Below are 26,714 nucleotides of genomic sequence, written 5' to 3'. Positions count from 1 at the left end.
GCGCGGCCCGCTCAGAAGCCGGCCGCCCGCGCCGCCGCCACCAATCCCGTCCCGATGGCGACCACCGCGATCAGCGGCAGGCGCAACGACAGCACCAGACAGACCAGGATCGCGACGCGCTCCGGCCAACCACCGGTCACCAGGATCGGCGTGACGATCGTCGTCAGCACCGCCGCCGGAACAGCGTTGAGCGCCGCTTCCAGCCGAGGCGGCAACGACCCGAACCGGGCAAGCAGCAGATGCCCGCCGGCGCGCGTGAGGTAGGTAAGCACTCCCGCGAGGACGATGATCAGCCAGATATCAGACATCGACGCCCTCGCGCCTCGGCCGCGCCGCCGGTTTGGCGACGGCGGCGAACAAGACCCCGGCGCCCCCGCCTATGGTGACGTGCCAGGGCGGGCCGACGGTCAGATAGACGAGGATCGAGGCCGCCGCGCTTGCCAGTGCCACCGGATAGAACAGACTGCGGGTGCGAAAGGTCATCAACAACGTCAGGAAATACACCGGCAGGATGAAATCCAAGCCGTATGCGAGCGGATCGTCGATCAGCGCGCCGAACAATGCCCCCACCAGTGTCGCGGCGAGCCAGCCGAAATATAGCACTAGGCCATAGGCGAAATAGAACGTCTTGGTCAGTTTCTGGCCGCTCGCGCGCGCCTCGGCGGCGCCGAACATCGGGTCGACCAGAAGGAAGAACGCCGCCGCCTTCTGGGGCGCCGAAAAACGCGTCAGGTGTCTGCCCACGGATGCCGAATAGAGGACGTGCCGGAAGTTGAGCGCCACCACCGCCAGAAGCACGGACCAAACCGGCGCGCCGATGCCGATCAGTTGCAGAGCGGCGAGTTGCGAGGCGCCGGCATAGACGGTGGCCGAGAAGCCCATCGTCTGCCATAGCGTCAGACCCTCGCCAACGGCGATCGCACCGTAGAGCATGCCGAAGGGCAACGCAGCGAAAAGGATGGGCAGGAGCTGGCGCAGCGCGGCGCGGATCTCCGATCGGGCGGATTCGGTCACGGGGTTGCTCGGATTGATTCGTGGAAACACGGTCGCCGAGCGACCGTCTAATCAGTCTTGCTTATGCTTTGTCACATCGAACCGCGCAAGCGCGGCGGAAATGAACGGCGCGTTCGCTACCGCGTCTCCCCCAGCACCTCGCGGGGAAACTCCGCCAGGGCGATGGTCCAGCGCTCGAAGGCGTCGTCGAGCTGGCCACGCGTCATGCCGCCGACCGTCGACAGGTTCAATTCGACCACGGGCAGATTGTCCGGCGTCAGATAGGCCTTGTTGAAAGGCTGGGTGCGGTTGAATCCGTTGATGGCATCAATGGCGACGTCCTGAACATCCCAGATCGCATAGAAGTTCATAATGGTGCAGCCGGTGTGGTCGTCCGCGCAATTCAGAAAGAACAGCTGATAGGCGACGCCATTGATCTCGCCGACGATCACGGGGTCCCCATTCTCGATGGTGGAAAGTTCCGCGTTGCCATAGCCCAGCGCGATCCCGACCATGGCGGACAGGTCGTCGGCCTGAACGATCTCGGAAATATCCGGCTTTGCCGAGCCGGTACGCTCGTCCGCGGCCACCGGCGTCTTCGTGGCGGGAAGGTCATTGTCGACGGACACAGCGATCGCGACAGGCGCCAAGCCCGCACCGACGAGGAAAATTGCGGCGGCAAGGCCGGTGCGCAGGCAGCGCGGCAGGCGGAATAGCATGAATCATCCTTGTCTGGAGCGCGCCCAATCTCGGCATTCGCCGGGCGCTCCGCAAGGTGGGGCGACGCATTGCCCCAGATTTCTCCGACCGCCCGTGGCAGCGGTGCATGACTGTAACGTCGCGCCGAGGCCCGGTCAGCCGCTCTCGCCGGTCTCCGCCCCATGACTGCGCCCGATCCGCTCGAACCAGGCATCCTCGTCGATCACCTCGACGCCGAGTTCGGCGGCCTTCTTCAGCTTCGAGCCGGCGCCGGGACCGGCGACCACCAGATCGGTCTTCTTCGATACCGATCCGGCGACCTTGGCGCCCAGCGCCTCGGCCATTGCCTTCGCCTCGTCGCGGGTCATCTGCTCCAGCGAACCGGTGAAGACGATGGTCTGGCCAGACACGGGCGAGGACGCGGCCGGCTGTTCGGCCGGTTCGATCGTCAGTTCCCGCACCAGATCCTCGACCAGACGCAGATTGTGCTCCTCGCAGAAGAACCGCGCGACAGCGGTCAGCACGGCCCCGCCGATCTCCTCCAGCGCGTCCATCTCGGCGCCCGCTTCCTCGTCACCCGCCGCCACCTTGAGCGCGGCGTCGTGGAACGCCTCGAAGGTGCCGTAGGCGCGCGCCAGCGTCTTCGCCGTCGCCTCGCCGACATGGCGGATGCCGAGCGAGAAGATTAGCCGGTCGAGCAGAATCGCCCTGCGTGCCTCGATCGCAGCGAAGAGGTTGTTGGCCGAGACTTCGCCGAAGCCTTCCTTGTCCTTCAGCTTCTTCAGGCCGCCGGCGTTCGTCTCGGCTATCTTGAAGATGTCGGCGGGTGTGCGAACGCGAAAATCCGGATCGTCGTAGAAAAAATCGATCTGCTTGTCGCCGAGCCCATCGATGTCGAAGGCTTTTCGTGAGACGAACAGCTTCAGATGCTCGCGCCGCTGGAACGGACAGGCGAACTCGCCGGTGCAGCGGCGCACGACACTCCGGGCGCCCGAGGCGGTTTCCTCGCGCACCACGGGGGTCTTCAATTCGCATGGGCAGACCGACGGAAATTCGAACGGCTCGGTGCCGGCGGGGCGCTTGTCGGCGACGATTCCCAGCACCTGCGGTATCACGTCGCCAGCCCGCTGGATCGTCACCATGTCACCGACGCGAACGTCCAGCCGTTCGATCTCCTCGGCATTATGCAGCGTGGCGTTGGAGACGACGACGCCGCCGACGGTGACCGGATCGAGCTTGGCGACGGGCGTCAGCGCGCCGGTGCGGCCGACCTGGATCTCGATCGCCCGCAACACCGTCGTCGCCTGCTCGGCCGGAAACTTGTGGGCGATCGCCCAGCGCGGCGAGCGCGAGACGAAGCCGAGGCGCTTCTGCAAGGCCAGATCGTCGACCTTGTAGACGACGCCGTCGATGTCGTAGCCGAGGCTCGCGCGGCTCTCCTCGATCCGGTGATAATGCTCGATCAGCCCCTCGATCGTGTCGAAGCGGCGCATCAAATCGGTAGTGGTAAAACCAAACCGGCCGAGGGCCGCGACGACTTCCATTTGGGTCTTGCCGGGCACATCGTTCGCCTCGCCCCAAGCATAGGCGAAAAAGCGCAAGGCGCGGCCACGGGTGATCCCAGCGTCGAGCTGGCGCAGCGAGCCGGCGGCGGCGTTGCGCGGATTGGCGTAGACCGGCTTTTCCTCCTCGGCCTGCCGAGCGTTGAGCGCGGCGAAGGCCGCGTGGCTCATATAGACCTCGCCGCGCACCTCGAAGATCTTAGGCGCATCGCCCTTCAGCCGGTTCGGAATGTCGTCGATGGTCCGGGCGTTGCGGGTCACGTCCTCGCCGGTGGTGCCGTCGCCCCGGGTCGCCGCCGAGACGAGTTCGCCCTTCTCGTAGCGCAGCGACAGCGACAGGCCGTCGATCTTGGGCTCGGCGGTGATCGCCAGGGCTGAGTCCTCGGCGAGCTTCAGGAAGCGGCGGACTCGCTTGGCGAAATCGGCGACGTCCTCATCCGAAAAAGCGTTGTCGAGCGACAGCATCGGCAACGCATGGCGGATCTTCTCGAACTTCTCCGACACCTCCGACCCGATCCGCCGCGACGGCGAGTCCGAGCGGATCAGCTCGGGAAACCGCGCCTCGATCGCATCATTGCGGCGGCGCAGCGCATCGTACTCCGCGTCCGAGACGTTGGGCGCGTCCTCGCGATAATAGCGCCCGTCGTGTTCGGCGATCTCGCGCGCCAGACGTTCGAGCTCGCTCGCCGCCTCCTGTTCATCGAGATCGTCGACCGGCTTGTCATTCATGGCGTCCGTGATTCCCTGCCCGTTCGATACGCGCCCGTCATAGCCATTCGGGCTGCGGCAGGTCGAGCGCCAACAGCCGCTCGGCGATCATCCTTCGCACCCACGGCAGTTGCGTCGCCAGCGGCATCGCGTAGCGCAGCAGATTGAGAATATTGGCCGACGGCGCGGCGATGACATCGGTCATTTGCCGCGTATCCTTCAGCACCCGCCGCACCGAGGGCAGCCGGCGCATCTCGTATTCGCTCTGACGCCCCTCGCTGGCGAGATAGGCGAGCCAGCCCGCATCCCAGATGCCCAGATTCATGCCGCGGCCGCCGACCGGCGAATGAACATGGGCGGCATCGCCAGCCAGGAACACCCGACCCTTGGCCATACGCTCGGCATGCCGGAAGCTGACCGAAAAGCGTGATTCCCAGGTAATCGAGGTAATGCCCTCGATTCCGGCCAGCAGCGCATCGGTGGACGGCGCGATGCCGACATAGCGGCCCGTGGTCGCACTGAGAGGCAGCAGCGCGACCGCTCCTCCGGTGCCGCCTTTTGCGCTCCTGAGATTGGCCCTGGCCGTCGATGCCTCGACCGGCCGCTCGAAGACCACGTCGGCCAGGGCGAACTCGGCCGGATAGCCATCGCCGCTCCAGGGAATGCCGACGTCCTCGCGCACCGCCGAATGAACGCCGTCGGCGCCAAGCACCAGATCGGCCGCCACGGTCTCGCCATTCGACAGGCTGACCCGCGGCGCGTGGGTATCGGCGAGCGCGACAAAGGCAGTGTTCCATTCGACCGAGACATCATGGGCCGCGAGCCACTCGATCATCAGCCGCTCGGTGCGCCCCTGCGGCAGCGTCAGGATGAAGTTGTGGCGCGTGCGCGCCGGCTTGGTCGAAATCCTGAACAGACGCCTGTCATCGAGAGAAATCTCGGCGTTCTCGATGTGGCCGCCCTCGGCGAGCAGCCGGTCGGTAATGCCGGAGGCGGAAAGAATGTCGAGCGTCGTCGGCAGGATGCCAAGCGCTCGCGACTGGGCCGCGTCCGTCGGCCCCTCCCCGGCGTCGATGATGCGGGGATAAAGGCCACGCCGACGGAACTCGACGGCCGCGGCAAGCCCCACCGGGCCCGCGCCGACGATGAGAACGCGGTCGGGCCTCGCCATCTTCAAGCTCCTGCGCCGATCAGACGTTCGGCGGCGGCGCGGGCCTCGTCGGTCACCGTTTCGCCGGCAAGCATGCGAGCGATCTCCTCCCGCCGTCCCGTCGCGCCGATCGGCGCGACGCGCGTTGCAACCCGGTCCTCGCCGGCATCGGCGGCGGCCTTGGAACTCAGAAGATGCGTCGCGGCGCGGGCCGCGACCTGCGGCGCGGGGGTGACGGCGAGCACCTGGACAGTCCCGGCGAGCCGCGCCAGGCGCCGGCCGATGGCGTCGGCGACGGCGCCGCCGACGCCGGTGTCGATCTCGTCGAAGACCAGCGTCGGCGCCGATCCCCGATCGGCGAGCGCGACTTTCAGCGCCAACAGAAAACGCGACAGCTCGCCGCCGGACGCGACCTTCATCATCGCCCCGGCGCGGGTGCCGGGATTGGTGCGAACGTAGAACTCGACCGTGTCGATACCGGCGGCCGAGGGCCGGTCCGGGTCGCTTGCCATCTCGACCAGAAACGCCGCGCGATCGAGCTTGAGGTCGGGGAGCTCGGCCATCACGGCGGCTTCGAGCAGCCGCGCGGCCTCCTGACGCTGTTCGGACAGCGCGGCGGCGGCGCGATCGAACAGCGTCCGTTTTTCGGCCAGTTCGGCCTCGAGCCGGGCCAGACGCTCCTCGCCGGCGTCGAGATCGGCCAAGTCACCGATCATCTTCGCCGTGAGTTCGGGCAGCGCGTCGACGGGGACCGAGAATTTGCGGCCTGCCGCCCGCAGCGCGAACAGCCGCTCCTCGGTTTCTTCCAGCGCACGCGGATCGAACTCGAGCGAGCGCAATGCCTCTTGCAAAGCCATCTGGGCATCCGACAGCGCATCGAGGGCCACATCGAGCCGTTCGATGGTGGGATCAAGCAGGCCCGGCAGTTGATCGCGCTTGCGGTCGAGACGCTTCAGGAGACCCGCCAGCGGCGGGATCGGTGACGCCGACCCGGACAGTTCTTCATGGGCATCGTTGACGTCCGTCACGATCTTCTCGGAGCGCATCATGATCTGGCGGCGTTCGGCGAGTTCGTCCTCCTCGCCGGCGATCGGAGCGAGATCGGACAGTTCCTCGACGGCGGCGCGAATATAGTCGGCCTCACGCGCCGCGGCCTCCACCTTGGCGCGGTGCGCGCGCAGCTCCTGCTCGGTGCTCCGCCAGGCCGCGTGCGCGCCGGCCACCGCCGCCGCCTCGCGCTCGAGCCCACCATACTGATCGAGCAGGGTGCGGTGCGCTTCCGGGTCGACCAGCGCCCGGTCGTCGTGCTGGCCGTGGATTTCGACGAGGGCCTGCCCGACCTGTCGCATCAGCGCGACGCTGGCGGGACGGTCGTTGATGAAGCCACGGGTGCGACCGTCGGCGCTCTGAACGCGGCGCAGGATCACATCGCCGTCGTCGTCGAAGCCGTTCTCGTCGAGCAGCGTGCGGACGCCGAACCCGGCCGGCAGATCGAAGACCGCGGTCACCTCACCCTGCTTGGCGCCATGACGCACCAGACCGCCATCGCCCCGCCCCCCGAGCGCGAGCGAAAGCGCGTCGAGAAGGATCGACTTGCCGGCGCCGGTCTCACCCGTGAGCACGGAGAGGCCTTCGCCGAGGGCAAGGTCGAGCCGTTCGATGAGAACGATGTCGCGGATCGAAAGGTGAACCAGCATGACCGGATCGTCGGTAATGAAGCGGCGCCCCAATGGCAACCGCGTTACCGAGATAGCGCATTCGGCGAGCGAGAGGATGGCGGCGGAAACGAAAAGGGCGACCGGTCGTTCAACCGGCCGCCCGACAAACTAGAAACGGTCGACCCACAGAGCAACCGGACTGCCGGGGTCAGCCGCCGGCGATCTTCCGGCCGATGGTGCCAAACCAGGACGTTGCTCCGCCTTCGCGCGGCGCAAGGCCCTTGCTCTGCAGGAGCTGGTAGGAGTCGCGATACCAGGGCGAGTCCGGATAGTTCTGGCCGAGCACCGAGGCAGCGGCCTGCGCCTCGCGGGTCAGGCCCATGGCGTAATAGGCTTCGGTCAGGCGCGCGAGCGCCTCTTCGACCTGCCGCGATTCGGGATAGACATCGACGACGTTCTTGAAGCGGTTGATCGCGGCAACGTATTCGCGGCGTTCCAAGTAATAGCGCCCGACCTGCATCTCCTTGCCGGCTAGCTGATCGCGGGCGATTCGGACCTTGTTGCCAGCATCCTCGGCATAGACGGAGTCGGGATATTTCTCCATCACCTCGCGCATCGCAGCGGCCGCGCGGGCGGCTTCCTTCTGGTCGCGGGTGACGTCCGGGATCTGCTTATAATAGGCCAAGCCGATGATATATTGCGCGTAGGCGGCTTCCTCGCTGCCAGGGTAGAGCGACAGATAGCGCTTGGCCGAGTTGATGGCGGCCTCGTACTCGCCGCTGCGGTAGCTGGCGAATGCGTTCATGACCAGCGCCTTGCGGGCCCATTCCGAATAGGGATGCTGGCGATCGATGGCCTCGAATTTCTTCGCAGCCTCGCCCAGACGACCACCCTCGAGATTGGCCAAGCCCTGATTGTAAAGGACGTCCGGCGGCTCTGTCTGCGCGGCAAGCGCCAAAGCCTCGACATCGCTGTTGCCGGAGGACGCACAACCGCCCAAGCCGAGGGCCGCGATTCCAAGCGCCAGACCGAGGCCGAGCCGCCCCGTCCGCCAGCGACGCGTGATCTCAATGCTGTGCGGATTGCTCATTCGTGCCGATCCCCTGCCGTTCGAAGGCCTGTTTACGCCGTGCCCTCGACGCCAGCAACGTTGAAAGCCGAACCAACCCGTCTTTTTTATGACGCGGGGACCCGGACGAACCGTCACTTGACGTTATATTAAAGGGTCTGCGGGCCGTAGGCAGGCGCGGCCACCGCAACGAGCGGCGCATGGCGAACCGGGTCGACGAGGCGTGAGGGCATCTCGACGATCTCATAGGCGCGATGGTCGGCGAGCAGTGCCTGCAGCGCCAGCGCGTTGAGCTTGTGACCGCCGCGATAGGAGCGGTAGCAGCCGAGCACGCGCGCGCCGGCGAGGGCCTGGTCACCGACCGCGTCCAGCGCCTTATGGCGAACGAACTCGTCCGTATAGCGGAGCCCGTCGGGATTGATGATCCGCCCGTCGTCGCCGATGACCACGGAGTTATCGAGCGAGGAGCCGAGAGCATAGCCGGCGGCCCAGAGACGCTCGACATCCTTCATGAATCCGAAAGTGCGGGCCCGCGACAGATCCGCGGCGAAGCGATCGGCCGTGAGATCGGCGCAATAGGTCTGACGCCCGATGACGGGGCTATCGAAATCGATCTCGATCTCGAATCGCGTGCCGTTATGCGGACGGTATTCGGCGCGGGCGCCGTTCATCTCGACGGTCACGGGCTTCAAAACGCGCAGGAAACGCCGCCTGGCGGCCTGGCTGATGATGCCCGACTCGCGAATCGCGGCGATGAAGGCGGCAGCGCATCCGTCCATGATCGGCGTCTCATGCGCATCGATCTGCACAACGACATTGTCGATGCCCATGGCGTAGAGCGCCGCCATCAGATGCTCGATGGTCGCGACATGAGCGCCGCGCGGATCACCGACGACGGTGGAAAGATCCATCAGCGCGGCGTTCGCCGAAATCGCCTTGATCTCGTGCAGAAGGTCGCATTTGTCGAACAGATGGAAGACGATGCCGGTATGGGCCTCGGCCGGGAGCAGGCTCAGCTGGACAGGAAGACCGCTGTGGACGCCTACGCCATCAAAGTCGACCCGCGAACCAAGCGTCTGCTGAAACATCAACACAATTGGCAACCTTTCCCGCCAACCATCAAACGAATATCAATTCGCTCTTCCTGGAGATTGGCACCCTCATCGGGAGACGCCCCGTCGACGCCCGTTGACACCCCTCCCCAAGAGAATCACGCCATCGAGATGTCTAAACTCGCTGCAACACCTAGAACGGAGCCGTTCGCCAGCCAAATCACGGATTCTTACCCGTTGTTACCGTCGACGCAGTTAACAACCACTTAAATCGTATATTTTTCAAAAGGTTAAAAAAACAAAGGCCCGCCGGTTCCGCGGCGGGCCTTGTGTCAAACTGGTAACAGTGAGGGATCAGTTGGCTTGTCGGCGCAAAAACGCAGGAATCTCAAGCTGATCCTCATCACCAATGGGACGTGGCTGGGAGGCTGGTCGGGCTGCTGATTCGGCCGCCACACGCCGGGGCGCATAGGGATTTGGCTCGACGACGGCCCGACTCCGGCTCTCGGCCGGGTTCTGTCGCATTTCAGCCGGATGGGCGTCCTCTTCGTCACGGCGCGACAAGCCCGTCGTCAGCCGGCGCAGCAGCCCCATCGGGCCGCGGTCCTCCCCGTGATGCTCGGCGGCGCGGCTTTCGATCTCGGCGCGGACCACCGGCGGAAAATCCTCCACCCGGGGCATGCGCGGCGCCGATTGCGCGGCGGTCGGAGCCAACGAGCTGACCTGGGCGATCTCGGCTTCGAGCGCGTCGGTGAAATCGTCTTCGATCTCTTCCTCGAACTCATCCGCTGCGACTGCGGCCGTGAGAACGGGCGCCGGCTCCGCGACTTCGACATGGGTCATCGCCGATTGAGCCTGCGGCACGGCACGCGGCGCGGCGGCGGCTGGCACGGCGTGGCGGTCGGGGACGCGCCCGGCGAGGACCGTCTCGACCTTGTCGATACCGGTCGCGACCACCGAGACCCGGATGATCCCCTCCAGCGCTTCGTCGAAAGTGGCCCCAAGAATGATGTTGGCGTCCTGGTCGACCTCTTCGCGGATGCGGGTCGCCGCTTCGTCCACCTCGAAGAGGGTGAGATCGCGGCCGCCGGTGATCGAGATCAACAGTCCCCGCGCGCCCTTCATCGACGTCTCGTCGAGCAGCGGGTTAGCGATCGCGGCTTCGGCGGCGGCCATCGCGCGGCCTTCGCCGGAGGCCTCGCCGGTACCCATCATCGCCTTGCCCATCTCGCGCATCACCGAACGCACATCGGCGAAATCGAGATTGATCAGCCCTTCCTTGACCATCAGGTCGGTAATGCAGGCGACGCCCGAATACAGCACCTGATCAGCCATGCCGAAGGCGTCGGCGAAGGTGGTCTTGTCGTTGGCGATCCGGAACAGGTTCTGGTTCGGAATGACGATCAGCGTATCGACGTTCTTCTGCAGTTCCTCGATACCCTCGTCGGCGATCCGCAGCCGGCGCTGGCCTTCGAAATGGAACGGCTTGGTCACGACGCCAACCGTGAGGATGCCCTTTTCCCGTGCGGCGCGCGCAACGACCGGCGCGGCGCCGGTGCCGGTTCCGCCCCCCATGCCGGCGGTGACGAAGCACATATGCGAGCCGAGGAGATGGTCGCAGACCTCGTCGATCGATTCCTCGGCGGCGGCACGGCCGACTTCCGGCTGCGAACCGGCGCCCAGCCCCTCGGTGACGGCGACGCCCATCTGGATGATCCGCTCGGCCTTGGACGAGCGCAGCGCCTGGGCGTCGGTGTTGGCGATCACGAACTCGACACCTTCGAGGCCGGCATTGATCATGTTGTTGACCGCGTTGCAGCCGCCGCCGCCGACGCCGAAAACGGTGATGCGGGGCTTCAGCTCGGTGATGTCGGTCTTGTTCGGGTTCGTGCTCATAACCTGTTCCTCTATCGCAGTTTCGGGCCGTTTCGCCGCGCGGCCGTTCGCATTGTCAGTTGCTGCGGCGCGCGGCGCGCACCGTATGTTTTCGCGGCCGACCGGCAGTCCGGCCGCGCTGTCTCAAAGGCTCCGCCGGAGCCAGGATCCGAAACGTCCCGTCCTGGTGTTCTGATCGAGCGCGAAAGCCGCGATCGACGATTGGCCGGTGTTCTCGCGATGGGCGACCTGCGGGTAGATCAGCAGGCCGACCGAGGTCGCAAAGGCTGGCCCCTTGTTGGATGGATTGAGCCCGGCAACCCCGACTGGTCGTCCGAGCCGGACATTGCGCTGGAGGATGCTGCGCGCCGTATCGCTCATGCCGGCAAGCTGGCTGGCGCCGCCGGTCAAGACCACGCGCTTGCCGATGACGTGGCCGAGCCCTGAGGCGGCCAGACGGTCGCGGACAAGCTCCAGGGTTTCCTCGACGCGCGGCCGGATGATCTTGGCGATCAGCGAACGCGCGACGGTGGATTTGGAGTCGTGTCCGCCCTCTTCCCCGAGCGGCACGACAGGCACCCTGTCGTCGTCCTGCATCAACTCGCTCAGAGTGCAGCCGTGCATGACCTTGAGCCGCTCCGCATCGGCTGGCCGGATCGACAGGCCGCGGGCGAGATCCATGGTGATGTGATTGCCGCCGAGTGCGACCTGATCGGCATAGACGAAGCGACCATTCTGGAAGATCGCGATGGTCGTCGCACCGCCCCCCATGTCGATGCAGGCCGACCCCATCGCCGCCTCGTCCTCGACCAATGTCGACAGCGCGCTGGCATAGGGCGTCGCCACAAAGGCCTCGACCATCAGTCGGGCGCGATTGATGACCGCCTCGAGATTGCGCAACGGCGTTTCCTCGGCGGTCAGCACATGCATGTCCGCGCCCAGCCGGTTGCCGCTCATGCCGACGACCTTGTCGAGTCCACTCTCGCCGTCGATCGACAGATCGAAGGCGAGCGAATGCAACGCCACCCGGCGCTCCTCGAGCGGCAGCTTCGCGGCGAGACCGAGGACCTGCGAAACGTCAGTCTGGGAAACCTCCCCGACGATGTCGATCTCGGCGGCGCCGCGCAGGCTCTTGAGCCGGCCAGCCGTGACCGAGACGATGAGCGATTCGATGGTCAGTCCAGCCATCCGCTCGGCCGCGTCGACCGCGTGCCGGACCGACTGTTCCGCCGCGTCGAGATCGATGACCACGCCCGACTTGATGCCGTGCGAGCGCTGGTGACCGACGCCGATCACTTCGATCGTATGGGTCCGGCCGGGCAGCATTTCGCTGGCAACGCGCGGCGTCAGCCGAGCAATCAGGCAGGACACCTTTTCCGAACCGACATCCAGCACCGAGATGACCCGCGAACGGCGCTTCGGCAGCGCCTTGATACGCGGAAGCTCGTCCCGGCCACGTTGAAATACACTCATACCGGGTCATCCTTCCGGCTACGCTTGAAAATTTTCTCCCGCTCCTTCAGAGCGGCATTGCGCCGAACCAGAGCGTCGGGCGTGAGCTTGATCACGATCCGGTCGGCGAGCCGCATGTCGACGGCGGCGATATCGCGCGACAAAAGCCCGTTCTCCCGATCCATCCGCGCCACCTCGGCGAGTGCCTCCACCGGATCATCCTCGGGGAGCTCGATCGCGATGCTGTTTTCGAGCCGCAAATCCCACCGACGATTTCCCACCCGAATATACGCCTTCACCCTTGCGCGAAGCTCGGGCAACACTTCCAGTTCGTCGAGGAGCGCAGCGGCGTGGGTGGCCGCGCCGGTCCCCACGACAATCGGCAGATTGGCGAAGCGGCCGGGTTCAAAGGGCACGATCTCCTTGCCCTCGCGGTTGACCACGACGAACTCACGCCCCTTTTGCCAGACGGCGTAAGGACGATGTTCGGACAGGGTGATCCTGACCCGATCGGGAAAGATCTTGGCGACCGAGGCGCGGTCGACCCAAGGCATCGCTTCCAGTGTCTGGCGAGCCGCGGCCGGGTCGAGCGAAAACAGGCTCTGTGACCCGGTCTGCCAGAGCGCCTGCAGAACGTCGATCTCGGAGGTTTCCGAATTGCCCGTGACGTCGATCGCTTCGATCGGAAAGCCGAGCGGCTGAGCAATATTGTCGATGACGGTCACCGTATGGCCGCCCACCGACATGCCGTAGACCAGGGTCGAGCCGATCACCACGGCGGCGAGCGGCCCGAAACGCGGTATCGGCAGTCTCGCGACGCTGGTAGCGAGGCTGGAAGCCCGGCGCCCGGCGCGTAGCACACGCAAGGTCAGCTGGCTGGGCGTACCGCCTCGTACGTCGCCCTGACGGCGGTCGGCGGTCAGCGATTGCATGAGGCGTCCTCCACCATCCAGGTCAGAAGCTCGGGGAAGGAATGGCCGGAGGCCGCGGCGATATCGGGCACCAACGAGGTCTCGGTCATGCCAGGCTGGGTGTTCACCTCCAGCCAGATCACCTCACCGCCCTCGCCGAACCGGTCGTCGTAGCGAAAATCAGACCGCGATACGCCACGGCAGCCGATCGCCTTGTGCGCCGCGAGCGACCATTCCTGAATGCGCCGCGCCACCTTGGCGGGGATCTCCGCCGGGACCACATGGCGGGAGCCGCCGGGGGCATATTTGGAGTCGTAATCGTAGAAGACGTGGCCCTCGGTGGTGATCTCGCAGACTTCGAGCGCCACGTCGCCCATCACCGCGCAGGTCAGTTCCCGTCCGGCGACGAAGCGTTCGACCATGACGATGTCGCCATAAGGCCATTCGTCACTGGTGAGTTCCTGCGGCGGATGAGCCTGATCTTCGCGCACGATGAGCACGCCGAAGCTGGAGCCCTCGGCCACCGGCTTGACCACGTAGGGCGGCGACAGGACGTGTTTGCTGGCGGCGTCGAGGCGATGACACACCTTGGCTTCGGCTACCGGCACGCCCGCCGCCTTGGCGACGGTCTTTGCCAGTTCCTTGTGCATGGCGAGCGCCGAGGCGAGCACGCCGGAATGGGTATACGGAACCGCCAGATATTCGAGGATGCCCTGGATCGTGCCGTCCTCGCCATAGGGGCCGTGCAGGGCATTGAAGGCGACATCGGGCTTCAGCTTGACCAGTGCGTCGGCGACATCGCGGTCGACATCGAGGCGCGTCACCGCATAGCCGGCAGCCTGAAGCGCGTCGGCGCAGGCGTTGCCGGAAGCGAGGCTGACCGGCCGCTCCGACGAAAATCCACCCATCAATACCGCCACATGCTTGGCCATGAATCGCCCAATCCGTTCCTCAAACGAGGCTAGAGGCCATTCATCGCAGGCGGATGGTTAAGCGGCGGTTAACCGACTGTGGCAAAAGCAAGATTTTCGTAAGGAGATGGTTTCTGATAGCAACTGCCGACAGGCTCGTACCGCCTCACTCCCGTCCGAGAAACGGCTCCACAACATGCCCTTCGGCAAAGCGGCCGAGCCGCTTGATCTCCCAGTCGAGCCGGATGCCGGAGGTCTCGAGCACCCGCGCACGCACGGTCTCGCCGAGGCATTCCAGATCGTGGCCTGTGGCAGTGCCGGTATTGATCATGAAGTTGCAGTGCAGTTCCGACATCTGCGCCCCGCCGACAACGAGACCGCGGCAACCGGCCTTGTCGACTTCCTTCCAGGCCGAGGTGCCCGGCGGGTTCTTGAAGGTCGAGCCACCGGTCTTCTCGCGGATCGGCTGGACCGTTTCGCGGTGTTCCTGGACCTCCTCCATCTTCGCGCGGATATCGTCCTTGTCCGCTGCATAACCGTCAAAGATCGCCGAGGTGAAGATCAGCTCGGGCGCCGCATCGGAATGGCGATAGGCATAGCCCATTTCGGCATTTGTCAGGACATGGACATTGCCCTTGCGATCAAGCGCGCGGACTTCGCGGACGCGCTCGCAGGTCTCGACGCCGTTGGCGCCGGCGTTCATGCGCAGCGCCCCGCCGACCGCGCCGGGAATGCCGTGATAGAAATGAAACCCGCCGATGCCAGCTTCCAGCGCCGTCGCGGCAAGCCGTTTGTCGGGCGTCGCGGCGCCAGCGCGGATCGCCGTCTCGCCGATCGCCTCGGCGGTGCCGAAGCCTTTGGCCGACAGCCGGATGACGACGCCGGGCACGCCGCCGTCGCGCACCAACAGGTTAGAGCCGATACCGACGACAAGGACGGGCACCTCGTCGGACAAGGCCGCCAGAAACGCGGCGAGATCCTCCTCGTCGGCTGGTTGAAACAGCAGTTCTGCCGGGCCGCCGGCCCGAAACCAGGTGATCTTGTCCATGCCCGCGCCTGGCGTCAGCCTGCCGCGAACACCGCTGAGCCGATCGCCGAGCCCTGCCAGCATTGTCTCGCCATCCATCAGCGGCCGCCTCCGTTGAGTGCGGCCAGCTCCTTCGGCAGCGCATAGGCCCACTGGGTGATCGAGCCGGCGCCAAGGCAAACGACCATGTCGTCTGACTTGGCTATCCCATGGATCAACGGCGCAAGGTCCTCTGGCCCACCAATCAGGCGGGCGTCGCGGTGGCCGCCGAGCTTGAGCCGTTCGACCAGGATTTCCGAGCTGACAAAACCGATCGGTTCTTCGCCGGCGGCGTAGACCGGCGCAATGATCACCGTGTCGGCGTCGTTGAAGCAAGCAGCGAAATCAGGGAACAGCGCCTGCAGCCGAGAATAACGATGCGGCTGCACGACGGCGATGACCCGCCCCTTCGCCGAGGCTCGCGCCGCAGCCAGAACAGCACGAATCTCGACCGGGTGGTGGCCGTAGTCGTCGTAGATGTCCACGCCGCCGACATTGCCTGTATGGGTGAAGCGGCGCTTGACGCCGCTGAAGCCATCAAGTCCCTTGCGGATCGCGTCCGCCGGGATGTTCAGCCGATGCGCCACTGCGATCGCGGCCGTCGCGTTGGAAACGTTATGGCGGCCCGGCATCGGCAGGACGAGGTTCTCGATCTGCTCGGCGGCCCCTGTCACCCGATCGCGAATGGTAATGTCGAAGCGGGATTTCGGGCCTTCGACCTGCAGGTTCTCGAACCGCACGTCGGCCTGCGGGCTCTCGCCATAGGTGATGACCCGGCGATCCTCGATCTCGGAGATCAGCGTCTGCACCACTGGGTGGTCGATGCACATCACCGCAAAACCGTAGAACGGCACGTTCTCGACGAATGTGCGAAACGCCGCTCGCACCGCGTCGAAGGTGCCATAATGGTCGAGATGCTCGGGATCGATGTTGGTGACGACGGCGACATCGGCCGGCAGCTTCAGGAAGGTGCCGTCGGATTCGTCCGCCTCGACGACCATCCAGTCGCCGTCGCCCATCCGCGCATTGGTGCCGTAGGCGTTGATGATGCCGCCATTGACGACGGTCGGGTCGAGGCCGCCGGCGTCGAGCAGCGTCGCCACCATCGAGGTCGTGGTGGTCTTGCCATGGGTGCCGCCGATGGCGATCGCCTGGCGAAAGCGCATCAGCTCGGCCAGCATCTCGGCGCGCCGAACGATCGGCAACAGCCGTTCCCGGGCCGCTTCCAACTCCGGATTCGAGCGCTTGATCGCGGTCGAGACGACCACCACCTCGGCGAGGCCCAGATTTTCGGCTGCGTGGCCGACGGCGACATGGACGCCGAGTTCGCGCAGGCGCTGAACGTTGGCGTTTTCGCTCTGGTCGGAACCCTGGACGGTGTAGCCGAGATTAAGCAGCACCTCGGCGATGCCGCTCATCCCAATACCGCCAATCCCGATGAAGTGGACCGGTCCGATGTTCGGCGGCATTTTCATGGCCGCATCCCCCTGTATTATAAAGAATTTCGGTTCAATCGCCGGCCCGGGGCATAGCCGCAACGAGGTCGGCAAGCAACCGCGCGGCATCGGGGATGCCGGTCGCCTTCGCCGCCGCGGCCATGGTTGAAGCCCTTTGCGGATCGCTGGCAATCTCCGCGATGAGGCCGGCCAGCCGGCCGGCGGAAAGCTCCGTCTGCCGCACGACCAGCGCGCCACCCTCGGCCTCGAGCTTGGCGGCATTCGCGGCCTGGTCGTGGTCGAGGGCATAGGGATAAGGCACCAGGATCGCTGGTCGCCCGATCACCGCCAATTCGGACACCGTAGAGGCGCCCGAGCGGCTGATCACCAGATGCGCGGCGCCCAGTCGTTCGGCCATGTCGGTGAAGAACGGCGCGACGGTCGCCGGAATGTCGCGCTCTTCATAGAAGCGTCGTACGCTCGCCTCGTCGTCGCTGCGCGCCTGCTGGGTGACGACCAGCCGCTTTCGCAGTTCCTCGGGCAGGCGTTCGATGGCTGCGGGAATGCGCTCGGAAAAGAACTGCGCGCCCTGGCTTCCCCCGAAGACCACCAGGTTGAACCGCCCATCCGGCTCGGCCGGCCGGTATGGCGTCTTCGCGGCCTCCAGGATCGGCGAGCGTACCGGATTGCCGGTCACGGTGATCTTTGCGGCGATCGCCGGATCGGCCTTGTCCTGCGGAATCCCGGCGGCGATGCGATCGACGCGGGAGCCGAGGAAGCGGTTCGCCCGGCCCATCACCGCGTTCTGTTCATGGATCAGCGTCGGCCGGCCGGCGCGGAGCGCTGCCATCAGCGGCGGCACCGTCGGATAACCGCCGAATCCGACGACGACCGCCGGTCGCAGACGACGCACCAGATCGCCGGCTTCGCGGAAGCCCCGCCACAGCGTCCACAGGGCGGATGCGACCTTGAGCGGGTTTTTCGACGCGAAGGTTGCCGAGCGCACCCGATGCACGGCCTTGACCGGAAAACGCTCGGCGAAACGGCCGGCACGGTCGTCGGTGACGAGATGAACCTCGAAGCCGCGCGCAACGAGCTCATGTGCCAGGGCTTCGGCCGGAAAGAGATGGCCGCCGGTGCCGCCAGCGGAGAGAAGGATCGTTGTCATTGCGGAAAAAGGTCGCCTCTTCGGGTCGGAGTTGGCCTCGTTGCCATTGCTTCGTGTGGCTAAAACCGCAGAGAACGCGACCAACTCGCTCACACAATGCGAAAGCGCGCCAGCCGTTCCGCCCAGGATTGATAAAAGCGGAGAGCCATCCGACTCACAGTATCAGCGAAAACGGGCGCTCAAGCGCTCGAAAACGGGCGCTCAAGGGCTAGAGCCGGTCCCCGCCCCTTGCCTCACGCGGCGTGCAACTGGAAGGTCCGCTCCATCAGCCGGTCGGTATGCGAGCGGTTCTCCGGCCGTCGCCGCGTCAGCGCAAGGATGAACCCCGCCGATATGGCGATCGCCAGCATCGACGAGCCACCATAGGAAATGAAGGGCAGCGTCATGCCCTTCGCCGGCATCAATTGCAGATTCACCGCCATGTTGATGATCGACTGCAAGCCAATGAGCAGCACCAGACCGGAAATCGCCAACCGGTCGAAGATATCGCGCTGGGCGAGCGCCGAGGATAGGCCTCGGATCACGATAAAGGCGAATATCGAGGCCACCAGCATGCAGGCGATAATGCCGAATTCCTCGGCAAGAACCGCAAACGCGAAATCGGTGTGGCTATCGGGAAGCATGCGTTTGACCGTGCCCTCGCCCGGACCCTGGCCAAACCAACCGCCGCGCATGATCGCCTCGCGCGCGGTGTCGGTCTGGAAGGTGTCGCCCTCGCCGGTCATAAACCGATCGATGCGGCTGGCAACGTGGGGAAACGCGACATAGGCGAGAAAAGAGCCACCGAGGGCGACGCCCCCGAGCAGCGCGATCCACAACCATGGCATGCCGGCCATGAAGAACAAGCCGCCCCAGGCGGCCGTCGCGAGTATGGTCTGGCCGAGGTCGGGCTGCGCCACGAGCAGCGCGACGACCACGAGAAGCAGGATCAGCGCGAACAGATTGCCCGGAATCTCGGGGCGGCGTTGCTTCTCGGCGAACAGCCAGGCGCAGATCACTACAAAGGCCGGCTTCATGAATTCCGACGGCTGGATGTTGAGCGGACCGAAATCGATCCAGCGGCGCGAGCCCTTGATCTCCATGCCGACGAACAGCGCCAACACCATCAGCATGAGCGACGCCGCCAAAATCAGCAACGAGGCGCGGCGCACACCACGCGAGCTTAGCAGCGAACAACCGAACATGACCAAAGCCGTTGGGATGAGGAAGGCGGCATGGCGCTTGACGAAGTGGAAGGGTTCGACGCCGATGCGCTCGGCGACCGGGGGGCTGGCGGCGAAGGAAAACACCAGGCCGCCGACCAGAAGTATCAGGAAGGCCGCCAAGAACCAGCGATCGACGCCCCACCACCACTCGCTGATCACGCCTCGTTTGACCCGGCTCGTCATGATTCCCCCTTGTGCGCCATCTCGATGCCCGCGAGCGCGCCCACCGCCTCGCGGAACGCATCGCCCCGCACTTCGAAATTGCGAAACTGGTCGAAACTGGCGCAGGCCGGGGACAGGAGTATGACGCTCTCCTGCCCGGACGCACCTTCGCTCGCCTCGGCGTCGGCCGCCGCGTGTTCGACCGCGATGGCAAGCGTACCGGAGATTTCGTAAGGAATTCGTTTACCAAGAGTCGCGGCAAAGGCAGGCGCCGCCTCGCCGATCAGATAGGCCTTGGCGATCCGTGGAAAAAACGGCGCCAGCGCCGCGATACCGCCGTCCTTCGCCAGTCCCCCGGCGATCCAGTGGATGCGCGGGAAGGCCGCGAGCGCCGGCGCGACCGCTTCGGCATTGGTGGCCTTGGAATCATTGACGAAGAGAACCCGGCCGCGACGCCCGACCTCCTCCATGCGGTGCGCCAGCCCTGGGAAACTTTCCAGACCCGCGCGAATTTCCGCGCCCGACAATCCAACAGCGGTCAGGGCGGCAACCGCCGCGGCGGCGTTTTGGGCATTATGGCGACCGCGCAGGGAACCGATCGCGGAAAGGTCGAAGAAGGCCTCCTCAGTTCCCCTCACGCGGCGCCGGAGAACCCGACCGTCGAAGTCGACCCCGGGGCCTTGCAATTCCCCTTGCGAAATCCGCACGACGGTCCTGCCATCGGATTCCAGTTCGTCGGCGATCTGCCGACACGGCGCGTCATCGACGCCAACGACGGCCAGACCGGAACCGGCGACGAGGCGGGCCTTGATCGCGGCGTAATTGCCCATCGATCCATGCCGGTCGAGATGGTCAGGCGTCAGGTTGAGCAGGATGCCCACCGAGGGCTCCAGCGTCGGCGCCAGGTCGATCTGATAAGACGAACACTCGACAACGTAGTGGCGCTCGGGCGCCGGCGGTTCGAGCGTCATTACGGCGACGCCGATATTGCCGCCGAACTGCGTGTCCCGCCCGCTCCAGCGCAGGCAATGGGCAATCAATGCGGTGGTCGTCGACTTGCCGTTGGTGCCGGTGATCGCGATGAAAGGCGATGTCGGCGCGATCGCGCGGCGCTCGCGACTGAACAACTCGATGTCGCCGATCACCTCGACGCCGGCGGCGCGGGCAAGTTCCACGGTCCAGTGGGGCTTGGGATGAGTGAGCGGCACACCGGGCGATAGGACAAAGGCGCTAAAACGCGACCAATCGGCGTCGCGCAGATCGCCCGTCGGGATTGCCTCGGCGCGCGCGGCTTCGACACTCGCCGGATTGTCGTCGAAGGCGACAACGTTTGCGCCACCCTCGACCAACGCGCGTGCCGTCGCGCGGCCGGAGCTGCCGAGCCCGAACAGGGCGACCGATTGTCCGGAAAAGGAACGCGCCGGGATCATCGTCTCACCGCAGTTTCAGGGTCGACAGGCCGACGAAGGCCAACATGAACGCGATGATCCAGAAGCGCACGACGACCTGGCTTTCGGTCCAACCGAGCTTTTCGAAATGATGGTGGATCGGCGCCATCAGGAAGACCCGCTTGCCGGTCAGCTTGAACGAGGCGACCTGGATGATCACCGACAGCGCCTCGATGACGAACAGGCCGCCGATGATCGCCAGCACCAGTTCATGCTTGGTCGCGACGGCGATCGTGCCGGTCATCCCGCCGAGGGCGAGCGAGCCGGTGTCGCCCATGAAGATCGCCGCCGGCGGCGCGTTGAACCACAGGAAGCCAAGTCCGGCGCCGATGACCGCGCCGCAGAGCGGCGCCAGTTCGCCGGTGCCGACGACATAGTGGATCTGCAGATAATTGGAGAAGTTCACATTGCCGGCGATATAGGCGATGAGGCCGAAGGCGGCGGCCGCGATCATGATCGGCACGATCGCCAACCCGTCCAGCCCGTCGGTCAAGTTCACCGCGTTGGCGGATCCGACCACGACGAAAGCCGCGAAGCCGACATAGAACCAGCCAAGATCCAGGAGAAAGGATTTCACGAAGGGGAAAGCCAGCGACGTGGCGAAACTGCCGGTTCCAGCATAGACGATCAGGACCGACGCCGCGATCGCGATCAGGAATTCCAGAGCCAGGCGAGACTTGCCGGAAAAACCCTTGTCGTTCTGCCTCGTCACTTTCAGATAGTCGTCGTAAAACCCGATCGCCCCGAAGCCGACCGTGACCAGCAGCACCGTCCAGACGTAGAGGTTGCTCAGATCCGCCCACAGCATCGCTGAGACAAGAAAACCCGAAAGAATCATCAGCCCGCCCATAGTTGGCGTGCCGGACTTCTTGAAATGGGTCTGCGGGCCGTCGGCGCGGATCGGCTGGCCTTTGCCCTGCCGAATGCGCAAATTGGCGATGATCGCCGGGCCGAACAGAAACACAACGATGAAGCCGGTGATCATCGACGCACCGGTTCGGAATGTGATGTAGCGAAAGACATTGAAGAGTGGAAAGTCGGCGCCGAACTGGCCGAGATAAGCGATCATCGGGCAGCTCCAGCCGGGTCGATCTTGTCAGGGACCGGCGCCGCGCCGGTGGATGTCTGCGGCGGATAGGTCGTCAGCATCCTATCCACCAAGGCGGTGAAGCCGATGCTTTTCGAGGCCTTTACCATAACGACGTCGCCAGCGCGGATCATCGTCAACAGGCTCTTAAGGAGTTCGTCGACGCTGTCATGCCATTCGCGGTCGACCCGACCTTCCAGCACGTCGTCGAGCGCCTTCATCTCATCCCCGGCGAGAAAGGCCCGATCAACGCCCGCCTCGGCGATCGGCGCGGCGAGATCGGCGTGCTGCGCCGGCGCGTGCTCGCCCAGTTCCAGCATGTCGCCAAGAACAGCGATGCGGCGACCACCCTCCCCGACCGCCGCAGCCTTCAAGACGTCGAGCGCGGCTCGCATCGAGGCCGGGTTGGCGTTGTAGCTGTCGTCGATGAGTTCGATCGAACCGCCGCCCGGCATCGGCAGCTGCGAGCGCGCGCCGCGTCCCTTGACCGCGTGCCAGCTCGACAGCGCCGCCGCCACCGTCTGGACATCCGCACCGGCAAGCTTGGCCGCGCCGAGCACGGCAAGGATATTCTGTGCCATGTGCCGGCCGCTGGAGGTCAGATGCAGCCGGACCGGTTCGCCACCGATGACCGCCTCGATCGCCGCGCCCTCAGCCGTCGTTTCGAAGCGGGCCAACGCGAAATCGGCGCCGCTCGCCTCGCCGAAGGTCGCGATCGCGGTGACGCCCGCCTTGCGGGCCATGGTCGCCAGCGGTCCACAATGGGGATCATCGGCATTGAGGATCGCGGTGCCGCCCGTGACGAGCCCTTCGAAGATCTCGGCCTTCGCCTCGGCGATCTCCTCAAGGTCGCGGAAGTGGCCGAGATGAGCGGGGGCGATCAGCGTGATGATCGCCAGATGCGGCCGCACTAGTTTGACCAGCGGCCGAATTTCGCCCGCATGGTTCATGCCGATCTCGAAGATCGCGAAGCGACTGTCGGCCGGCATCCGGGCCAGGCTCAGCGGCACGCCCCAGTGATTGTTGAACGAAGCCGCGCTCGCATGGACGCGGCCGACCGCCGAAAGGCCGTGGCGCAGCGCATCCTTGGTGGTCGTCTTGCCGACGCTGCCGGTCACCGCGATGATCTTCGCGCTCGAGCGGGCGCGGGCGGCTTCGCCCAGGCGCGACAGGGCATGCAATACGTCGTCGACGACCAGCAACGGTGACTGAACGCTGCCCAGCGCCGGCAATTTGTGCTCTGCGACCACATGCAGAGCAGCTCCGGCTTTCGTCGCTGCCGTCAGAAAGTCATGGCCGTCGAACCGCTCGCCCTGGATGGCGAAGAAGGCCTCGCCCTCACCGAGCGTCCGGGTATCGATGGAAATGCCAGAGATCGAGGCTGGCAGGTCGCCGACCGGTCGCGCGTTCATTGCCGCGATCAAGGCGGATGTCTCCCAAAGCGCTTCGCTCATCGGCCCGCCTCCGAGATCGCCGCGCGAACCTCTTCATGGTCGCTGAAATGGTGGGTAACGTCGCCGACGGTCTGGCCAATCTCGTGCCCCTTGCCGGCGACCACGACCGTGTCGCCGGAATGCGCCTGCCGGACCGCCTCGCGAATGGCCGCGCGGCGATCGGCGATTTCGGTCGCGCCAGGGGCCGCCGCCATGATCGCTGCCCGGATCGCCGCCGCGTCTTCCGAGCGCGGATTGTCGTCGGTGACGATGACCACATCGGCCAGTCGCGCGGCGATTTCGCCCATCATCGGGCGCTTGGCCCGATCGCGGTCGCCGCCACAGCCGATGACCGCGACGACACGGCCGGTGGTGAAAGGGCGCACCGACGCCAGCACGTTCTCGAGCGCATCCGGCTTGTGCGCGTAATCGACGAAGACCGGAGCCCCCTCAGCCGTCGTGCCGGCCAGATCCAGCCGGCCGGACGCGCCTTTCAAGGTCTCCAACGCGGCCAGCGCGGCACCTGTCGCAACGCCGGTGGCGATTGCGAGCCCGGCGGCCACCAGGGCGTTGGACATCTGGAACTCGCCCGCCAGCGGCAGGACGATGCGATGGATACGACCCTCGGCCTCGATTTCCGCGACCTGGCAATGCCGCTGGTGCTCGAGCCTTTTCAATGTGAGAAAGCCGCCGTTTCGCCCGACGGTCAACACGTTCGCGCCGACACCTGTTGCGACCTCGATCGCCCGGCCTGACCAGCGGTCGTCGGCGAAGATCACTGCCGGAGCCCCCTTCGGCAGGAGGGTCGTAAACAGCCGCATCTTGGCGCCGAAGTAGGACTCGGCGTCGGGGTGATAGTCCAGATGGTCATGGCCGAGATTGCTGAACCCCGCCGCCGCGAGCCGGACACCGTCGAGTCGGCGCTGATCGAGGCCGTGGCTCGACGCTTCCATCGCCGCGTGGGTAACGCCTTCGGCCGCCAGGTCGGCCATCAGCTTCGCAAGCGCGACCGGATCGGGCGTCGTCAGCGTGCCGTATTCGTCGCGTCTCGGCGAAACGACGCCGGTCGTGCCGATCGAAGCGGCGGCGATCCCCTGGCTGGCCCAGATCTGGCGGACGAAGGTGGTGATCGAGGTCTTGCCGGCCGTGCCGGTGACGGCGACGACCTGCTCGGGCTGCGCGCCATAGTACCTGGCGGCCATGACGGCGATGGCGTGACGCGGATCGTCAGCACGCAGGATAGGCAGGCGTGATTCGATCGCCGCGTCGTTCGCCGCGAGAATGGCGACCGCGCCGCTCGCCTCGGCCGCGGCGACGAATCGCGCGCCATCGGCCCGGGTTCCCGACAAAGCCGCGAACAGAAATCCGTCGCCGACGCTGCGGGAATCAGCCGACAGTCCGGCGATCTCCGGATCGTCTGCACCGCCGGTCATGGCCAGGCCGTCTGCGAGTTGGGATAGCTTCATTCACCAATATCCGCGCTGTACCGAATGGCCGGCGCATCCCTCGCCGACTCGTCGGACTTCTATAACTTGCGGGCCGCTTGGTGAAGGTCGGTTTGGACGTTCACAGTTGCTAATAGGAGACGAGCAGCGACTTTCCGTCCTCGCCGAAATCCGGACGGACCTTCAACAGCGTCGCCGAACGGCGAATGATGTTGGCGACCGTCGGCGCCGCGTTCATGCCGGCCGTGGCGTAAACTTGACCTTCCTCCGCCTTCGGCTCGTCGACGACGACGAGAACGACGTAGCGTGGCTTGTCGATCGGAAAGGCCGACAGGAAGGCGTTGAATTTCTTGGTGTCGGAGTAGCGGCCGTTGACCACCTTGTTGGCCGTGCCGGTCTTGCCGCCGACCTTGTAGCCGGGCACGTCGGCTCGGTTGCCGGAACCGCGTTGGTCGGCGACGTTGAGGCGGAAGAGATAGCGCATCTGGTCGCTGGTCTTTTGCGAGACCACCCGTGTTGCAACGGCCTCCGCCTCTTCGCGGGTGCGGGGCAGGAAGGTCGGCGGGATCAGTTTGCCGCCGTTCATCAGCGCGGCCGCGGCCACCGCTGTCTGGAGCGGCGTCGTCGAGACGCCGTGACCGAAGGAAATCGTGATCGAGTTGATCTGCTTCCATTCCTTGGGTTGGGTCGGAGACGCCACTTCCGGGAGTTCGGTCCGCATCTTGCTGAGCAGGCCCAGCCGGGTCAGGAACTCCTGGTGAGCCGCGACGCCGACGACCTCAGCCTCCTTGGCCGTGCCGATATTGGATGAATAGATGAAGACTTCCGGAACGCTCAGCACGCGGCGCTTGCCGTGGAAGTCAGTGATGGTAAAGCCGCCGATACGGATCGGTTTCGTCGCGTCGAAGGAATCGGTGATCTTCACCTTGCCGGAGTCGAGCGCCATCGCGGTGGTGAAGGTTTTGAAGGTCGACCCCATTTCGTAAAGGCCCGCCGACATGCGGTTCATGCGATCCTTTTCGAGCGCCTGCTTCGGCTCGTTGGGGTCGTAGTCGGGCAGCGAGGTCATGGCGATGACTTCGCCCGTCTCGACATCCAGAACGACGCCGCCGGCCGCGATCGCCCGGTAGCGCTTCATGGCCGCCGCGACCTCGTCGCGCACGATGTGCTGGACGCGCAGATCGATCGACAGCCGCATCGGCTGCAAATCGGTGTCGACGGCCAGGCCGGTGTTCTGCAACGCGCGGTAGCCCGCGTCGTCGACGTATTTCTCCATCCCGGCAATGCCCTGATTGTCGACATTGACAGTCCCGACGATGAAGCCCGCCGTGCTGCCGCCGGGATAGAAGCGGCGTTTTTCGGTGCGAAATCCGATGCCGGGAATGCCGAGGTCGAGGATCGCTTGCTGCTGGCCCGGCGTCAGCTCGCGCCGTAGCCAGATGAAGCCGGCCTCGCTGGCCAACCGGCGATAAAGCCATTTGGGATCGAGATCGGGCAGGACCGAGAGCAACAGTTCGCTCGCCTCGTCCGGATCGATGATGCGCCGGGGCTCGGCGAACAGCGATGCGGTCTTGATGTCGGTGGCGAGCACTTCGCCGTTGCGGTCGACGAGATCCGGCCGGGCGGCCATGATCAGGTCGCTTGCGCCTCTGGACGAAGCCGTTTCGGCCGGCGCGACACCCCACATGACGAGACGGCCGCCGATGACGCCATAAACGGCCACGAAGAGGCCAATGGCGATGGTGAAGCGGCTGCGATTTGTCGGGGCGACGCGGCGGCGGCCCTGACGAGCGAAGACATCGAGCTCGGAAGCCGCCGGCACCGGTGCCGTCGGTATGGCCCGTTTGAAGGGATTTGCGATGCGCATCACCGGACCACCGTTTCCGAGTTGTCGGCATAGCCGCCGAGCGTGTTGGTCTGATCGGGAAGGAAGTTCACCGGCCGGGCAGGCAATTGATCGGGCTCGACGATCTGATCCGGCCGCATCGGCTGCAGCTTGAGATCCGACGCGAAGGCGTCGACCAGGCGCTGGAGCCGGCTCGGCTGATCGAGCAGGCTCCAGTCGGCCTCGAGCAGGGCGATGGTCTCACGCTCCAGCGCGATCCGGCGCTCGACCTTGGCGACCTCCGCCTCGAGCAGTTCAGCCTCGTGCTTGATCTTGTAGGTCCAGGCCGCGGCGGAAATCATGACCGCGATGAGAACGATGTCGAGGGTCTTCAACATG

The 26,714-nt window shown here is 65.5% G+C and carries 22 protein-coding genes; all 22 read right to left on the bottom strand.

Going from position 1 to position 26,714, the window contains the following annotated elements:
• Window positions 1-11 precede the first annotated feature (11 nt).
• Complete coding sequence (locus VSX60_RS05005; RefSeq protein WP_327623052.1) at window positions 12-308, bottom strand: AzlD family protein; 297 nt, start codon at window positions 306-308, stop codon at window positions 12-14.
• A complete protein-coding gene (locus tag VSX60_RS05000) occupies window positions 301-1,014 on the bottom strand; it encodes an AzlC family ABC transporter permease (protein ID WP_327623051.1) in 714 nt (237 codons plus the stop codon). Before VSX60_RS05000 ends, VSX60_RS05005 begins: the two co-directional genes overlap by 8 nt.
• Before the next feature lie 116 nt (window positions 1,015-1,130).
• Window positions 1,131-1,712, bottom strand: a complete 582-nt coding sequence (locus VSX60_RS04995) for a YbjN domain-containing protein (protein WP_327623050.1) — start codon at window positions 1,710-1,712, stop codon at window positions 1,131-1,133.
• A 135-nt stretch (window positions 1,713-1,847) separates the two neighbouring features.
• On the bottom strand, window positions 1,848-3,983 hold the full coding sequence (ligA, locus tag VSX60_RS04990) for an NAD-dependent DNA ligase LigA (protein ID WP_327623049.1): 2,136 nt from the start codon (window positions 3,981-3,983) through the stop codon (window positions 1,848-1,850).
• 37 nt (window positions 3,984-4,020) lie between these two features.
• A complete protein-coding gene (locus tag VSX60_RS04985; RefSeq protein ID WP_327623048.1) occupies window positions 4,021-5,133 on the bottom strand; it encodes an FAD-dependent oxidoreductase in 1,113 nt (370 codons plus the stop codon).
• 2 nt (window positions 5,134-5,135) lie between these two features.
• Window positions 5,136-6,809 carry a DNA repair protein RecN gene (gene recN / locus VSX60_RS04980; protein ID WP_327623047.1) on the bottom strand — a complete coding sequence of 558 codons (1,674 nt, stop codon included), beginning with the start codon at window positions 6,807-6,809 and terminating at the stop codon, window positions 5,136-5,138.
• Window positions 6,810-6,978: 169 nt separating this feature from the next.
• Window positions 6,979-7,860: an outer membrane protein assembly factor BamD gene (locus tag VSX60_RS04975; protein ID WP_327623046.1), complete on the bottom strand. Its 882-nt coding sequence runs from the start codon at window positions 7,858-7,860 to the stop codon at window positions 6,979-6,981.
• Window positions 7,861-7,988: 128 nt separating this feature from the next.
• Window positions 7,989-8,927 (bottom strand): UDP-3-O-acyl-N-acetylglucosamine deacetylase, encoded by a 939-nt coding sequence (lpxC, locus tag VSX60_RS04970; protein ID WP_327623045.1) that lies wholly within the window; start codon window positions 8,925-8,927, stop codon window positions 7,989-7,991.
• Window positions 8,928-9,245: 318 nt separating this feature from the next.
• Window positions 9,246-10,787, bottom strand: coding sequence for a cell division protein FtsZ (gene ftsZ / locus VSX60_RS04965; RefSeq protein WP_327623044.1), 1,542 nt, complete (start codon window positions 10,785-10,787; stop codon window positions 9,246-9,248).
• A 123-nt stretch (window positions 10,788-10,910) separates the two neighbouring features.
• The gene (gene ftsA / locus VSX60_RS04960; RefSeq protein ID WP_327623043.1) at window positions 10,911-12,239 is read right to left on the bottom strand and encodes a cell division protein FtsA; all 1,329 of its coding nucleotides are present in this window, start codon (window positions 12,237-12,239) and stop codon (window positions 10,911-10,913) included.
• A complete protein-coding gene (locus VSX60_RS04955; RefSeq protein WP_327623042.1) occupies window positions 12,236-13,150 on the bottom strand; it encodes a cell division protein FtsQ/DivIB in 915 nt (304 codons plus the stop codon). Before VSX60_RS04955 ends, ftsA begins: the two co-directional genes overlap by 4 nt.
• Window positions 13,138-14,061 carry a D-alanine--D-alanine ligase gene (locus VSX60_RS04950; protein ID WP_327623041.1) on the bottom strand — a complete coding sequence of 308 codons (924 nt, stop codon included), beginning with the start codon at window positions 14,059-14,061 and terminating at the stop codon, window positions 13,138-13,140. The genes VSX60_RS04955 and VSX60_RS04950 overlap by 13 nt, the downstream gene beginning before the upstream one ends.
• Window positions 14,062-14,206: 145 nt before the next feature.
• A complete protein-coding gene (murB, locus tag VSX60_RS04945) occupies window positions 14,207-15,166 on the bottom strand; it encodes a UDP-N-acetylmuramate dehydrogenase (RefSeq protein WP_327623040.1) in 960 nt (319 codons plus the stop codon).
• Window positions 15,166-16,581: a UDP-N-acetylmuramate--L-alanine ligase gene (gene murC, locus VSX60_RS04940; RefSeq protein WP_327623039.1), complete on the bottom strand. Its 1,416-nt coding sequence runs from the start codon at window positions 16,579-16,581 to the stop codon at window positions 15,166-15,168. Before murC ends, murB begins: the two co-directional genes overlap by 1 nt.
• A gap of 34 nt (window positions 16,582-16,615) precedes the next feature.
• Window positions 16,616-17,710 carry an undecaprenyldiphospho-muramoylpentapeptide beta-N-acetylglucosaminyltransferase gene (murG, locus tag VSX60_RS04935; RefSeq protein WP_327623038.1) on the bottom strand — a complete coding sequence of 365 codons (1,095 nt, stop codon included), beginning with the start codon at window positions 17,708-17,710 and terminating at the stop codon, window positions 16,616-16,618.
• 233 nt (window positions 17,711-17,943) lie between these two features.
• Complete coding sequence (gene ftsW, locus VSX60_RS04930) at window positions 17,944-19,098, bottom strand: putative lipid II flippase FtsW (RefSeq protein ID WP_327623037.1); 1,155 nt, start codon at window positions 19,096-19,098, stop codon at window positions 17,944-17,946.
• Complete coding sequence (murD, locus tag VSX60_RS04925) at window positions 19,095-20,507, bottom strand: UDP-N-acetylmuramoyl-L-alanine--D-glutamate ligase (protein ID WP_327623036.1); 1,413 nt, start codon at window positions 20,505-20,507, stop codon at window positions 19,095-19,097. Before murD ends, ftsW begins: the two co-directional genes overlap by 4 nt.
• A 4-nt stretch (window positions 20,508-20,511) precedes the next feature.
• Window positions 20,512-21,594 carry a phospho-N-acetylmuramoyl-pentapeptide-transferase gene (gene mraY / locus VSX60_RS04920; protein WP_327623035.1) on the bottom strand — a complete coding sequence of 361 codons (1,083 nt, stop codon included), beginning with the start codon at window positions 21,592-21,594 and terminating at the stop codon, window positions 20,512-20,514.
• Window positions 21,591-23,066 carry a UDP-N-acetylmuramoylalanyl-D-glutamyl-2,6-diaminopimelate--D-alanyl-D-alanine ligase gene (locus tag VSX60_RS04915; RefSeq protein ID WP_327623034.1) on the bottom strand — a complete coding sequence of 492 codons (1,476 nt, stop codon included), beginning with the start codon at window positions 23,064-23,066 and terminating at the stop codon, window positions 21,591-21,593. The genes mraY and VSX60_RS04915 overlap by 4 nt, the downstream gene beginning before the upstream one ends.
• Entirely contained in the window at window positions 23,063-24,511 is a 1,449-nt protein-coding gene (locus VSX60_RS04910; RefSeq protein ID WP_327623033.1) for a UDP-N-acetylmuramoyl-L-alanyl-D-glutamate--2,6-diaminopimelate ligase, read from the bottom strand. The genes VSX60_RS04915 and VSX60_RS04910 overlap by 4 nt, the downstream gene beginning before the upstream one ends.
• Before the next feature lie 109 nt (window positions 24,512-24,620).
• A complete protein-coding gene (locus VSX60_RS04905; protein ID WP_327623032.1) occupies window positions 24,621-26,357 on the bottom strand; it encodes a peptidoglycan D,D-transpeptidase FtsI family protein in 1,737 nt (578 codons plus the stop codon).
• Window positions 26,357-26,713: a cell division protein FtsL gene (gene ftsL / locus VSX60_RS04900; RefSeq protein WP_327623031.1), complete on the bottom strand. Its 357-nt coding sequence runs from the start codon at window positions 26,711-26,713 to the stop codon at window positions 26,357-26,359. The genes VSX60_RS04905 and ftsL overlap by 1 nt, the downstream gene beginning before the upstream one ends.
• Between the last annotated feature and the right edge of the window lies 1 nt (window position 26,714).

Origin of the sequence: Aurantimonas sp. A3-2-R12 (assembly GCF_036016755.1) — a bacterium.
Classification (GTDB): domain Bacteria; phylum Pseudomonadota; class Alphaproteobacteria; order Rhizobiales; family Rhizobiaceae; genus Aurantimonas; species Aurantimonas coralicida_A.
Note: the sequence above shows the minus strand (reverse complement) of the source record. Positions and strands in the feature narration are given on the sequence as shown.

Excerpts from the sequence above, each read along its gene's own strand:
- murC (WP_327623039.1), bottom strand. The coding sequence starts at position 16,581 with ATGAAAATGCCGCCGAACATCGGACCGGTCCACTTCATCGGGATTGGC.
- ftsA (WP_327623043.1), bottom strand. The coding sequence starts at position 12,239 with ATGAGTGTATTTCAACGTGGCCGGGACGAGCTTCCGCGTATCAAGGCG.
- ftsZ (WP_327623044.1), bottom strand. The coding sequence starts at position 10,787 with ATGAGCACGAACCCGAACAAGACCGACATCACCGAGCTGAAGCCCCGC.
- lpxC (WP_327623045.1), bottom strand. The coding sequence starts at position 8,927 with ATGTTTCAGCAGACGCTTGGTTCGCGGGTCGACTTTGATGGCGTAGGC.
- murD (WP_327623036.1), bottom strand. The coding sequence starts at position 20,507 with ATGATCCCGGCGCGTTCCTTTTCCGGACAATCGGTCGCCCTGTTCGGG.
- ligA (WP_327623049.1), bottom strand. The coding sequence starts at position 3,983 with ATGAATGACAAGCCGGTCGACGATCTCGATGAACAGGAGGCGGCGAGC.
- murB (WP_327623040.1), bottom strand. The coding sequence starts at position 15,166 with ATGGATGGCGAGACAATGCTGGCAGGGCTCGGCGATCGGCTCAGCGGT.
- murG (WP_327623038.1), bottom strand. The coding sequence starts at position 17,710 with ATGACAACGATCCTTCTCTCCGCTGGCGGCACCGGCGGCCATCTCTTT.
- VSX60_RS04955 (WP_327623042.1), bottom strand. The coding sequence starts at position 13,150 with ATGCAATCGCTGACCGCCGACCGCCGTCAGGGCGACGTACGAGGCGGT.
- VSX60_RS04985 (WP_327623048.1), bottom strand. The coding sequence starts at position 5,133 with ATGGCGAGGCCCGACCGCGTTCTCATCGTCGGCGCGGGCCCGGTGGGG.
- mraY (WP_327623035.1), bottom strand. The coding sequence starts at position 21,594 with ATGATCGCTTATCTCGGCCAGTTCGGCGCCGACTTTCCACTCTTCAAT.
- VSX60_RS04910 (WP_327623033.1), bottom strand. The coding sequence starts at position 24,511 with ATGAAGCTATCCCAACTCGCAGACGGCCTGGCCATGACCGGCGGTGCA.
- recN (WP_327623047.1), bottom strand. The coding sequence starts at position 6,809 with ATGCTGGTTCACCTTTCGATCCGCGACATCGTTCTCATCGAACGGCTC.
- VSX60_RS04975 (WP_327623046.1), bottom strand. The coding sequence starts at position 7,860 with ATGAGCAATCCGCACAGCATTGAGATCACGCGTCGCTGGCGGACGGGG.
- VSX60_RS04905 (WP_327623032.1), bottom strand. The coding sequence starts at position 26,357 with ATGCGCATCGCAAATCCCTTCAAACGGGCCATACCGACGGCACCGGTG.
- VSX60_RS04915 (WP_327623034.1), bottom strand. The coding sequence starts at position 23,066 with ATGAGCGAAGCGCTTTGGGAGACATCCGCCTTGATCGCGGCAATGAAC.
- VSX60_RS05005 (WP_327623052.1), bottom strand. The coding sequence starts at position 308 with ATGTCTGATATCTGGCTGATCATCGTCCTCGCGGGAGTGCTTACCTAC.
- VSX60_RS04950 (WP_327623041.1), bottom strand. The coding sequence starts at position 14,061 with ATGGCCAAGCATGTGGCGGTATTGATGGGTGGATTTTCGTCGGAGCGG.
- VSX60_RS04995 (WP_327623050.1), bottom strand. The coding sequence starts at position 1,712 with ATGCTATTCCGCCTGCCGCGCTGCCTGCGCACCGGCCTTGCCGCCGCA.
- ftsL (WP_327623031.1), bottom strand. The coding sequence starts at position 26,713 with ATGTTGAAGACCCTCGACATCGTTCTCATCGCGGTCATGATTTCCGCC.
- ftsW (WP_327623037.1), bottom strand. The coding sequence starts at position 19,098 with ATGACGAGCCGGGTCAAACGAGGCGTGATCAGCGAGTGGTGGTGGGGC.